General features: G+C 60.8%; 11 protein-coding genes. 8 read left to right on the top strand and 3 right to left on the bottom strand.

The annotated features are described in order from the left end of the window. Positions 1-185: 185 nt before the first annotated feature. From rloA to pabB, 4 genes are all read left to right on the top strand, one after another. Complete coding sequence (gene rloA, locus AC0R79_RS10100) at positions 186-722, top strand: retropepsin-like aspartic peptidase RloA (protein WP_011333239.1); 537 nt, start codon at positions 186-188, stop codon at positions 720-722. Between the two features lie 5 nt (positions 723-727). Beyond that, positions 728-2,263, top strand: a complete 1,536-nt coding sequence (gene rloB / locus AC0R79_RS10095; RefSeq protein WP_039769978.1) for an osmotic stress tolerance membrane protein RloB — start codon at positions 728-730, stop codon at positions 2,261-2,263. After that, positions 2,263-3,249 carry an alpha-L-glutamate ligase-like protein gene (locus tag AC0R79_RS10090; protein ID WP_474734274.1) on the top strand — a complete coding sequence of 329 codons (987 nt, stop codon included), beginning with the start codon at positions 2,263-2,265 and terminating at the stop codon, positions 3,247-3,249. Before rloB ends, AC0R79_RS10090 begins: the two co-directional genes overlap by 1 nt. Before the next feature lie 227 nt (positions 3,250-3,476). Next, the gene (gene pabB, locus AC0R79_RS10085) at positions 3,477-4,820 is read left to right on the top strand and encodes an aminodeoxychorismate synthase component I (protein WP_474734273.1); all 1,344 of its coding nucleotides are present in this window, start codon (positions 3,477-3,479) and stop codon (positions 4,818-4,820) included. Between the two features lie 165 nt (positions 4,821-4,985). Here the strand turns inward: pabB and thrH are convergent, their stop codons facing one another. Beyond that, positions 4,986-5,603: a bifunctional phosphoserine phosphatase/homoserine phosphotransferase ThrH gene (gene thrH / locus AC0R79_RS10080; RefSeq protein WP_474734271.1), complete on the bottom strand. Its 618-nt coding sequence runs from the start codon at positions 5,601-5,603 to the stop codon at positions 4,986-4,988. Positions 5,604-5,766: 163 nt separating this feature from the next. Here thrH and AC0R79_RS10075 point away from each other — a divergent pair, with 163 nt between their 5' ends. The 3 genes from AC0R79_RS10075 to AC0R79_RS10065 all read left to right on the top strand — a co-directional run bounded on the left by AC0R79_RS10075 (position 5,767) and on the right by AC0R79_RS10065 (position 9,331). Next, on the top strand, positions 5,767-6,501 hold the full coding sequence (locus AC0R79_RS10075; protein ID WP_007960132.1) for a phosphoadenylyl-sulfate reductase: 735 nt from the start codon (positions 5,767-5,769) through the stop codon (positions 6,499-6,501). 502 nt (positions 6,502-7,003) lie between these two features. After that, a complete protein-coding gene (locus AC0R79_RS10070) occupies positions 7,004-8,548 on the top strand; it encodes an NCS1 family nucleobase:cation symporter-1 (RefSeq protein WP_127797394.1) in 1,545 nt (514 codons plus the stop codon). 54 nt (positions 8,549-8,602) lie between these two features. Further along, on the top strand, positions 8,603-9,331 hold the full coding sequence (locus tag AC0R79_RS10065) for an aspartate/glutamate racemase family protein (protein ID WP_085609052.1): 729 nt from the start codon (positions 8,603-8,605) through the stop codon (positions 9,329-9,331). Here AC0R79_RS10065 and AC0R79_RS10060 read toward each other — a convergent pair. After that, complete coding sequence (locus tag AC0R79_RS10060; RefSeq protein WP_115077122.1) at positions 9,300-10,241, bottom strand: LysR family transcriptional regulator; 942 nt, start codon at positions 10,239-10,241, stop codon at positions 9,300-9,302. The two genes, AC0R79_RS10065 and AC0R79_RS10060, sit on opposite strands and share 32 nt — an antisense overlap. A gap of 125 nt (positions 10,242-10,366) precedes the next feature. On the opposite strand from AC0R79_RS10060, the gene AC0R79_RS10055 reads away from it, so the two are divergent. Beyond that, positions 10,367-11,113: a 3-oxoacyl-ACP reductase family protein gene (locus tag AC0R79_RS10055; protein ID WP_127797392.1), complete on the top strand. Its 747-nt coding sequence runs from the start codon at positions 10,367-10,369 to the stop codon at positions 11,111-11,113. 76 nt (positions 11,114-11,189) lie between these two features. Here the strand turns inward: AC0R79_RS10055 and AC0R79_RS10050 are convergent, their stop codons facing one another. After that, entirely contained in the window at positions 11,190-11,885 is a 696-nt protein-coding gene (locus AC0R79_RS10050; protein ID WP_039769963.1) for an HAD-IA family hydrolase, read from the bottom strand. Positions 11,886-12,066 lie beyond the last annotated feature (181 nt).

Here is a 12,066-nt window from a genome sequence, read left to right as displayed (position 1 = left end):
AAGGGTTATAGACCGGTCCCGGCGCTGGCGCCATAAAACCACCGTGCTAGAATGCCGCCCGCATTTGCGAGTCATTTGCACGGCTTGTCATAAAAAGCTGATAGGCACACGAAGGCGCATGGGCAGACAGGATTTCCTGATGCCATGGCCCTGAACCGAGAACGGAACGCTGCTCGCCAGGATTTATGAGACTCAAGCCCTTCCCCACATTCTTTGCACTGTTTTGCCTGCCCGGCCTCGCTGCGGCGGGGGAAAAGACCGTGTACGGCCTCAACGAATACGCTGCCCTCGACGGGATCAACCTGGAAGTGGCGGCGAAACTCGACACCGGGGCGAAAACCGCCTCCCTGAGCGCCCGCGACATCAAACGCTTCAAACGCAACGGCGAGTCCTGGGTACGTTTCTACCTGGCCATCGACGCCGCGCATTCGCACCCGATCGAACGGCCGCTGGCCCGGGTCAGCAAGATCAAGCGCCGCGCCGGCGACTACGATCCGGAAGAAGGCAAGAAGTACACCGCCCGCCCGGTGATCGAGCTGGACATCTGCATGGGTTCGGCAATGCGCAGCATCGAAGTGAACCTGACCGACCGTAGTGCGTTCCAATACCCGCTTTTGATCGGCTCCGAGGCGCTGAAACGCTTCGATGCGCTGGTCGATCCCAGTCTTAAATACGCTGCCGGCAAACCCGCCTGCGCCATCGCCGCTCATACCGCCGAGTAATTTCCATGCGTTCTCTAACCTTCCACCTGAAAGTCCTGATCACCATCCTGGTGTTGCTGGGCGTTTCGGTTACGGCCTATCAGATTTTCGTGCTCGGCATTCCGGTGACCGAAGACGCCACCGACGACTTGTGGAACATCGACGCCAAGGTCGAGTTCGTCGCCAGCACCAAGGATCCGGTGAAGATCCAGATGTTCGTGCCGCCCCTGAGCCGCGATTACGTCAGCCTCAATGAAAGCTTCATCTCCAACAATTACGGGGTGGCGGTCAACCGCGTCGACGGCAACCGCAAGGTCACCTGGTCGGCGCGCCGGGCCAAGGGCAACCAGACCCTTTATTACCGTCTGGTGCTGACCAAGCGTTACACCGCCGAGAAAACCAAGGTCAAAGGCCCGACGTTCCGCGACAGCATGGCCATCGAAGGCCCGGAAAAGATCGCCGCCGAAGCCCTGCTCGCCCCTATCCGCCAGCACTCGGCCGACGTCGAGACCTTCATTGGCGAGGCGATCAAACGCGTCAACAACGTCAACGACGACAACGTGAAACTGCTGCTGGCCGGCGATCCGTCGACGCCGCACAAAGCCAAAATCGTCGAACTGCTGCTGTCCATCGCCCACGTGCCGGTGGAAAAAGTCCACACCATCCGCCTTGTCGCCGATCAGCCGCAAACCCCAGAACTGTGGCTGCGCAGTTTCAACGGCACCGACTGGCTGTACTTCAACCCGGAAACCGGCGAGCAAGGCCTGCCGACCGATCGCCTGCTGTGGTGGAGCGGTGATGAAAACCTGATCACCGTCGACGGCGGCAAGAAAGCCAACGTGACCTTCAGCCTCAACAACAGCGAGATGAACGCGATTCGTCTGGCCAAGCTGACTGACGAAAACACCGACGCCAACTTCCTCGAATACTCGCTGTACGGCCTGCCGCTGCAAACCCAGCAGACCTTCATGATCATGGTGATGATCCCGATCGGCGTGCTGGTGATCCTGATCCTGCGCAACCTGATCGGCCTGCAGACCCTCGGCACGTTCACGCCGGTGCTGATCGCCCTGGCCTTCCGCGAGACGCAACTGGGCTTCGGCATCCTGCTGTTTACCGTGATCACCGCGCTCGGGTTATCGCTGCGCTCGTACCTGGAACACTTGAAGCTGCAAATGCTGCCGCGCCTGTCGGTGGTGCTGACCTTCGTGGTGGTGCTGATTGCGGCGATCAGCCTGTTCAGTCACAAGCTCGGTCTGGAGCGTGGCCTGTCGGTGGCGCTGTTCCCGATGGTGATTCTGACCATGACCATCGAACGCCTGTCGATCACCTGGGAAGAACGCGGCGCCAGCCATGCCATGAAAGTGGCGATCGGCACGCTGTTCGCAGCGTCCCTGGCGCACCTGATCATGACCGTTCCGGAGCTGGTGTACTTCGTGTTCACCTTCCCGGCGATCCTGCTGATTCTGGTGGGCTTCATGCTGGCCATGGGTCGTTATCGCGGTTATCGCCTGACTGAACTCGTACGTTTCAAGGCTTTCCTGAAGAAGGCTGACGCCTGATGTTCGGTTTCTGGAAGACCTGGAAGGCCCTAGAAGCCCGGGGCATCATGGGCATCAATCGGCGTAACGCCGACTACGTGCTCAAGTACAACAAGCGCAGCCTGTACCCGATCGTCGATGACAAGATCATCACCAAGGAACGCGCGATCAAGGCCGGCATTCACGTGCCGGAACTGTATGGCGTGATTTCCACGGAGAAGGAAATCGACAAGCTCGGCGAGATCATCGGCGGGCGCAACGACTTCGTGATCAAGCCGGCCCAGGGCGCCGGCGGTGACGGCATCATCGTCATCGCCGACCGTTTCGAGGGCCGCTATCGCACGGTATCGGGCAAAATCATTGCCCACGAAGAGCTGGAGCATCATATCTCCAGCATCCTCACCGGCCTGTATTCGCTGGGCGGCCACCGCGACCGGGCGCTGATCGAATACCGGGTGACCCCGGACCAGATCTTCAAAAGTATCAGCTACGAAGGCGTACCGGACATCCGCATCATCGTGCTGATGGGCTACCCGGTGATGGCGATGTTGCGCCTGCCGACCCGTCAATCCGGCGGCAAGGCCAACCTGCACCAGGGCGCCATCGGCGTCGGCGTCGACCTGGCCACCGGCCTTACTTTGCGCGGCACCTGGCTGAACAACATCATCGCCAAACACCCGGACACCACCAACGCGGTGGACGGCGTGCAACTGCCCTACTGGGACGGTTTCATGAAGCTTGCGGCCGGTTGTTATGAGCTGTGTGGTCTGGGTTACATCGGTGTGGATATGGTGCTGGACCAGGAGAAAGGCCCGCTGATTCTGGAGTTGAATGCGCGGCCGGGGCTGAATATCCAGATTGCCAATGATTGCGGGCTGACGTTGCGTACCCATGCGGTGGAAGCGCATCTGGAAGAGCTGAAGGCGCGTGGAGTGACGGAGTCGGTTGAAGAGCGGGTGGCGTTTGCTCAGGAGTTGTTTGGGCATATTCCGGCGGTCGAGGGCTGACTTCCCTTTCATGATCATTCCCACGCTCCGCGTGGGAATGCATACCGTGACGCTCCGCGTCACAGTGGACGCGGAGCGTCCATGGCGGCGTTACCACGCAGAGCGTGGGAACGATCAAGTCGCGTGATCCTGCCGCCAATCTGCCAATCCCCGACATCCCCTCTAGGAGCAATTCCCGGAGGGGACTACAATCCCCACCCCGCCTCGATGGCCGATCTGCCCCGCCCATGTTGACCTGTTCCGTACACCCGCTGCCCTATCGCGCCAACCCCGCCGACTATTTCGCGGCCGTCCGCCATGCGCCCGGCGCCGTGCTGCTCGACAGTGGCCGGCCGAGTGCCGACCGTGGCCGTTATGACCTGCTCAGTGCCTGGCCGCTGGAACAACTGGCGGTATTGCCGGACGAGCGCGGGGAAGATTTCCTGCAACGTCTGCGGGATAATCTGACCCGCTTGGGCGACGCGCAATTGCCCGACGGGTACGAGTTGCCCTTCGCCGGCGGCCTGATCGGTTACCTGAGCTACGACTTCGGTCGGCATCTGGAAAACCTGCCAAGTCAGGCCCGGGATGATCTGCAATTGCCCGATGCGCGTTTTGGTCTGTACAACTGGGCGTTGATCAGTGACCACCAATCGGCCACCAGCCAACTGGTGTTCCACCCCTCGGTCAGCGCCAGCGAGAAACAGCGGTTGATCGATGTATTCAGCCAATCGGTGGGCACGGAAATGACCCCGTTCAAGCTGAACAGCCCGATGGCAGCCGATCTTTCGGCCAATGAATACCGTCAGGCCTTCGAACGCATCCAGCATTACATCCAGGCCGGCGACTGCTATCAGGTCAACTTCGCCCAGCGCTTCCGCGCGCCGTGCCAGGGCGATCCATGGCTGGCCTACTGCAAATTGCGTGAGGCCTGCCCGACGCCGTTTTCCGGTTTCCAGAGCCTGCCTGACGGCAACGCGGTACTGAGCCTGTCACCCGAGCGTTTCGTCAAAGTCAGCCAGCGCCAGGTGGAAACTCGCCCGATCAAGGGCACCCGCCCCCGTGGCGCGACCCCGGCCGAAGACGCGGCGAACGCCACCGAACTGCTGGCCAGCCCCAAGGACCGCGCGGAAAACCTGATGATCGTCGACCTGCTGCGCAACGACCTGGGCCGCACTTGCCGCATCGGCTCGGTGCGGGTGCCGGAGTTGTTCAGCCTGGAAAGTTATCCGAACGTGCATCACCTGGTCAGCAGCGTGACCGGCGAGCTGGCGGAAGATCGCGACGCTCTGAATCTGATTGCCGGCAGCTTCCCTGGCGGCTCGATCACCGGCGCACCGAAGATTCGTGCGATGCAGATCATTGATGAACTGGAGCCGACTCGACGTGGGTTGTATTGCGGTTCGTTGCTGTATCTGGACGTGCGTGGCGAGATGGACAGCTCCATCGCCATTCGCAGTCTGCTGGTGAAGGATGGGCAGGTGTGCTGCTGGGGCGGTGGCGGGATCGTCGCTGACTCGGACTGGCAGGCGGAGTATCAGGAGTCGATTACCAAGGTCAGAGTCCTGCTCGAAACGCTGCAAAACCTTTAACCGTTGATCGTTCCCACGTCGCGGCGACTGCGGTGATCGTTCCCACGTCGAGGCGTCGAACCGTCCGCGTGGGAATGCCTCAATGGACGCTCCGCGTCCGCTCTTGGGACGCAGAGCGTCCCGGGCTGCATTCCCACGCAGAGCGTGGGAACGATCATCAGGTGATTACAGGGACAGGTCGCGGTTCGAAGCTTTGAGGAATTCCTGCTTCAACTCTTCGAACGTATGCACCGCCGGAAACTGCGGAAACTCGCGAATCACGTTATCCGGCGCATGGAACAGAATCCCCGCATCCGCTTCGCCCAGCATGCTGGTGTCGTTGTAGGAATCCCCCGCCGCAATTACCCGGTAATACAGGCTTTTGAAGGCCAGGACCGACTGGCGTTTCGGATCTTTCTGACGCAACTGGTAGCTGGTCACCCGCCCGGTGTCATCCGTTATCAGTCGATGGCAAAGCAAGGTCGGAAAGCCCAGCTGACGCATCAGCGGCTGGGAAAACTCGTAGAACGTGTCCGACAGAATCACCACCTGAAACCGCTCGCGCAGCCAGTTGACGAACTCCACCGCGCCGTCCAGCGGCTTGAGGGTGGCGATCACTTCCTGGATGTCCGAAAGCTTCAGGCCATGCTCGTCGAGGATGCGCAGGCGCTGTTTCATCAGCACGTCGTAGTCGGGAATGTCCCGGGTGGTGGCCTTGAGCGATTCGATTCCGGTTTTTTCGGCGAAGGCGATCCAGATTTCCGGCACCAGCACCCCTTCAAGATCAAGACAGGCGATTTCCACAAGACACTCCCGTTTGTAATGTTTATTGAGTCGAGCGAGCCCGAACTCTAGCGGCTCGACCTGGAGCGCGCAACGCAGAGGCCGCCCCGGCGCGCGTTGCTTTTTGTTACCATCGCCGCCATATAGAGCGCCCAGCGCCACCGACCTGTAGGAAGCCGCCCTGATGAGCCCAACGTTCGACGTCGTGGAACTCGCCACGACCTATGCCAACAAATCCGCGCAGGACATCCTCAAACTCGCGTTCGCCGAGTTCGGCGATGACCTGTGGATATCTTTCAGCGGCGCCGAGGATGTGGTGCTGGTGGACATGGCCTGGAAGCTGAACAAGAACGTCAAGGTGTTCAGTCTCGATACCGGCCGCCTGCATCCGGAAACCTACCGCTTCATCGATCAGGTGCGCGAGCACTACAAGATCGACATAGAACTGGTCTCGCCGGACTACACGAAACTTGAACCGTTCGTGAAGGAAAAAGGCCTGTTCAGCTTCTACAAGGATGGCCATGGCGAATGCTGCGGGATCCGCAAGATCGAGCCGCTGCGCCGCAAGCTGTCCGGCGTCAAAGCCTGGGCCACCGGCCAGCGCCGCGACCAGAGCCCGGGCACCCGCAGCGCCGTGGCGGTGATGGAAATCGATACAGCGTTCTCCACCCCGGAGCGCACCCTGTACAAGTTCAACCCGCTGGCGCAGATGACCAGCGAGGAAATCTGGGGCTACATCCGCATGCTGGAGCTGCCGTACAACAGCCTGCATGAGCGCGGTTTCATCAGCATCGGCTGCGAACCCTGCACCCGCCCTGTCCTGCCGAACCAGCACGAACGCGAAGGCCGCTGGTGGTGGGAAGAAGCGACCCAGAAAGAATGCGGGTTGCATGCGGGGAACATCATCAGCAAGGCATAACCCCCTGATGCCCCGTGGGAGCAAATCAGCTCCCACAGTGTTCTCTACCCGCCTTGAAAAATGTGTACACACGAATGTCACCATCGGTGCCATTTATGTGTGCACTTTTCGTTTCTGCGCCCTGAAAAGTTACATCAAGCTCCAAAAACACTCCCTCCCGGCGTCCGCCAAAATTCCTCTCGAAAAATAAATACCTGTTCGAACGGTCAATTTATATCGCCCATAATTCAATGACTTGGCGCGCCTCAATAACTTTTCGAAATCAGCGGTGGTTTTCATAGATCGCCGGCTGGCACAGATCTGGCTTTAGTGCATACATGTTTTGTATACAAAACCGCAAAACATGAACCCACACTTTCGATCCGCAAGCCTGAAGCGCCCTATCCCGTACAGGCTGCAGATGCCCCGTAACCAGTGATGTTTTCACCGCCGCGACGAAGATCTGCCGAGCCCGAACGCTCATGCACAGTCATCGTGGCCCGAACATCAGGAGCCTGCCGGAATGCGTACGAGTCTCTCCAATAACAACATCGCGCTGAATCTGCCCGCCTCTTCACCCCTCGACCACAGCGTGCCCGGTGACAGCATCGCCGAACCGCTGCAACTGAGCCCGCGTCTGCACAACAGTGACCTCGCGCCGACCAAGGTCGAAGGACGGCGCTGGGGCAAGTACAGCATCTTTGCCCTGTGGACCAACGATGTGCACAACATCGCCAACTACTCGTTTGCCATCGGTCTGTACGCCCTGGGCCTGGGCGGCTGGCAGATTCTGCTGTCGTTGGGGATCGGCGCGGCGCTGGTGTATTTCTTCATGAACCTGTCCGGTTACATGGGGCAGAAAACCGGCGTGCCGTTTCCGGTGATCAGCCGGATCAGTTTCGGCATTCACGGGGCACAGATTCCTGCATTGATCCGGGCGGTGATCGCCATCGCCTGGTTCGGAATTCAGACGTACCTGGCGTCGGTGGTGTTTCGCGTGTTGCTCACGGCGATCCATCCCGGTTTCGCCGACTACGACCACAACTCGATCCTTGGCCTGTCGAGCCTGGGCTGGGTGTGTTTCGTGGCGATCTGGTTCGTGCAGTTGGGGATTCTGGCGTACGGCATGGAAATGGTCCGCCGCTACGAAGCCTTCGCCGGGCCGGTGATTCTGCTGACCGTCGCCTGCCTAGCCGCGTGGATGTACACCCAGGCCAACGCGACCATCGCCTGGTCGATCCGCGAACCACTGACCGGCGGCGAGATGTGGCGCAACATCTTTGCCGGCGGCGCTTTGTGGCTGGCGATCTACGGGACACTGATCCTCAACTTCTGCGACTTCGCCCGCTCTTCGCCGTGCCGCAAGACGATCAAGATCGGAAATTTCTGGGGCCTGCCGGTAAACATTCTGGTGTTCGCCGGGATCACCGTCCTGCTGTGCGGCGCGCAATTTCAGATCAACGGCCGGATCATCGAAAGCCCGACCGAGATCATCGCCTCGATCCCCAACACGTTCTTTCTGGTGCTCGGTTGCCTGGCGTTCCTGATCGTCACCGTGGCGGTGAACATCATGGCCAACTTCGTCGCCCCGGCCTTCGTACTCAGCAACCTGGCGCCGAAATACCTGACCTTCCGCCGCGCCGGGCTGATCAGCGCGACCATCGCCGTGCTGATCCTGCCGTGGAATCTCTACAACAGCCCGCTGGTGATCGTGTACTTCCTGTCCGGCCTCGGCGCCCTGCTCGGCCCGTTGTACGGCGTGATCATGGTCGACTACTGGCTGATCCGCAAAGGCCGGATCCACGTACCGCAGCTGTACAGCGAAAACCCGAACGGCGCGTATTACTACAGCCGCGGGATCAACCTGCGGGCTGTGGCGGCGTTCATTCCAGCCGCGCTGATCGCCATCGTCCTGGCTCTGGTGCCGGGCTTCCACCTCGTTTCGCCCTTCTCCTGGCTAATCGGCGCCGGCATTGCCGGGATGCTTTACCTGATCATCGCCAAACGCCAGCCGCACTACGCCGACGTCGACGGTGAAGCCATCGCCGTCGACAACGTCAGCCACTGATTTTTTTGGCGGCCCTTCGCGGGGCCGCAGAACCAACCGAAATAAGGACTTCCCATGCGAATTCTCGTGGTCAACGTCAACACCACCGAATCCATCACCCAGGCCATCGCCCGTTCGGCGCAGGCTGTCGCTTCCCCCGGCACCGAGATTGTCGGCCTGACGCCGCACTTTGGCGCCGATTCCGTCGAGGGCAATTTCGAAAGTTACCTGGCTGCCATCGCCGTGATGGACCGGGTGATGTCCTACGACCAGCCGTTCGACGCGGTGATCCAGGCCGGCTACGGCGAACACGGTCGTGAAGGTTTGCAGGAATTGCTCAACGTACCGGTGGTGGACATCACCGATGCGGCGGCCAGCACCGCGATGTTCCTCGGCCACGCCTATTCGGTGGTCACCACGCTGGATCGCACCGTGCCGTTGATCGAGGATCGGCTGAAACTTTCCGGCCTGTGGGATCGCTGCGCCTCGGTGCGGGCCAGTGGCTTGGCGGTTCTAGAGCTGGAACATGAACCGCAGCGGGCGCTGGAAGCGATCGTGCATCAGGCGGAACTGGCGGTGACTCAGGATAAAGCCGAAGTGATCTGCCTCGGTTGCGGCGGCATGGCCGGACTCGACGAGAAGATCCGTCAGCGCACCGGAGTGCCGGTGGTGGACGGCGTCACAGCGGCCGTGACCATCGCCGAATCGCTGGTGCGACTGGGCCTGTCGACGTCCAAGGTGCGCACCTATGCGACGCCACGACCGAAAACAATCATCGGCTGGCCAGCACGTTTTGCGCGTTGAACCGTTCAGCGAGGCCCAGGGTTGAAAACTGCTCGATGACAAAATCGACGAACGCCCGGGTCTTGCCCGGCAGCAATTTGTGTTCTGCGTAATAGATGGAGATGTTGCCGTCGTCGACGTACCAGTCGGGCAAGACTCGCTGCAACGTCCCCGCCTCTAGATAGCCGACCGCGAACGGCATGCTCACCAACGCAATCCCCAACCCCTGCGCCGCCGTGGCGCAGGCGGCTTCGGAGTCGCTCATGGTCATTCGTGCCTTGAGCGTCAGCGGGCTGTGCTGTCGGGTGCGATGCGTCAACTGCCAGGAGCGCACGCGACCGGTCTGCGGTGAGCGGATCAGGATGCCGTCGTGCAGCTTGAGGTCATCTGGCTCGCTGATCGGCGCGTATCGATCCAGATAATCCGCAGAAGCCACCAACACCCGATGCGCCGGCGTCAGCCTGCGTGCCACCACGCCCTGGGGCAGTTCGAAGCCTCCACCAATCGCTGCATCGAAACCCTGGCCGATCAGATCGACCTGGCGGTTATCGAAATGCCAGTCCGGGTTGATCGCCGGAAACCTTTTCAGGAACTCCCCCAGCAACGGCACGATGTACAAGCGGCCGAACACCGTGCCCATGCTGACTTTCAGCGTACCGGCCGGTTGGCCGCCGGCGCTGGCCAGATTGTTTACCGCGTTCTGGATGGTGGTCAGGCTGCCGCTGACCTCACTCAGAAACAGTTGCCCCGCTTCCGTCAGGGTCAATCTTCGGGTGCTACGCTGGAACAGCCTCACGCCGAGGCGCGCTTCCAGTTTCGCCACACTCTTACCCACGGCGGCCGGCGTCAGGCTCAGGCGTCGCGCGGCCTCGGCAAAGCTGCCGACTTCGGCGCTGCGCACGAAGCATTCGATACTGCTGAAGGTTTCCATGGCCGCCACTCTAAACTTTTGGTTTACACAGACTATAGCAACCACGGTCTACCCGCCTAATGGCGAGGGGCAGATACTCGACACCACACCAAGGCAGCCTGCCTTGAAACTTCTGGAGATCGAACATGACCACTCAAAACCTCAGCGGTAAAGTCGCTCTGATTCAAGGCGGCTCTCGCGGCATCGGTGCCGCCATCGTCAAACGCCTGGCCGCTGAAGGCGCCGCGGTTGCCTTTACCTACGTCAGCTCGGCCGCCAAGGCTGAAGAACTGCAAAACAGCATCACCGCTACCGGCGGCAAAGCCTTGGCGATCAAGGCTGACAGCGCCGACGCCAGCGCCATCCGCAACGCGGTGAACGCCACTGTCGAAACCTTTGGCCGCCTCGACATTCTGGTCAACAACGCCGGTGTGCTTGCCGTCGCGCCGCTGGAAGACTTCAAACTGGAAGACTTCGACCAGACCCTGGCAATCAACGTGCGCAGCGTGTTCATCGCCAGCCAGGAAGCCGCCAAACACATGGGTGAAGGCTCGCGCATCATCAACATCGGCAGCACCAACGCCGACCGCATGCCCTTCGCCGGTGGCGGCGTGTATGCGATGAGCAAGTCCGCACTGGTCGGCCTGACCAAAGGCCTGGCCCGCGACCTCGGCCCACGCGGCATCACCATCAACAACGTGCAGCCAGGCCCGGTCGATACCGACATGAACCCGGCCCACGGCGAGTTCGCCGACAGCCTGATCCCGTTGATGGCGGTGGGTCGCTACGGCAAGGCAGAGGAAATCGCCAGCTTCGTCGCCTACCTCGCCAGCCCGGAGGCCGGTTACATCACCGGTGCGAGCCTGACCATCGACGGTGGTTTCGGCGCCTGATTGATCGGATAGTCGATAACGAAAAACGCCGCCCCTCCTTTGACAGAGGGGCGGCGTTTTTTTGTTCGTGATTTGATCAGGCCCAGTCGAGCGCTGGCAATCCGCATGCACTCGGCGTGAACGCTTTCAACGTACGAAGAATCCCGTCGGCGTGTGCGTATTTTTCATCGGCCATGGCGGCATCGGGAATGGCGATGGCAGTCATGCCGGCCGCTTTCGCCGCCGTCACGCCAAATGGCGAGTCTTCGAACACCAGGCAATCTTCCGGCGCTACACCCAGGCGGCGCGCGGCGGTGAGGAAGATGTCCGGCGCAGGTTTGGCCGCGCCGACTTCCGGGTCGTCAGCGGTGACGATGAAGTCGAACAGTGCAAACCAGTCGCGGTGCAAGGTGGTTTTCTGACCGAACGACTGACGCGACGAACTGGTGCCGACGGCAATCGGAATGTTGTGCGCCTTGAGGTGACGGATCAGCTCCTCGGCGCCCGGCATCGCTTGCGCGGTGGGAAAACGCTCGCGCATCAGCGGCTCGCGGATCACCAGGAACTCTTCGGCGGTGATCGGCAGGTCCAGCGCCTCGACCACATAACGGGCGAGATCGCCGGCGCCACGCCCGATGATGTTCTGCTTGATGCTCCAGTCGAAAGTGCGCCCGTAACGCGCGGCAATCAGTGAGGTGACCTCGGTGTAGATGCCCTCGGTGTCCAGCAGCAAACCGTCCATGTCGAAAATCACGGCCTTGATCGGGCCAAACGCCTTCAGCGGTGCATTCATCATCGGATCCGTTATCAAAGACATCCCGGGCGGCGCGGGTAGCGCCGCTGCTCGGATCTGATTAAAGGGTTCAGCAGCATAACGAGCGCGGCCGAGGTTGAGCAACGGGCAATGTCGGTTGTCCGCCGAACGCCCTCCCGTACATTTAGAGAATCGCCCTACAGACATCGCCTACTCGGCT

This window comes from Pseudomonas sp. HD57-3 (assembly GCF_056113135.1).
Note: the sequence above shows the minus strand (reverse complement) of the source record. Positions and strands in the feature narration are given on the sequence as shown.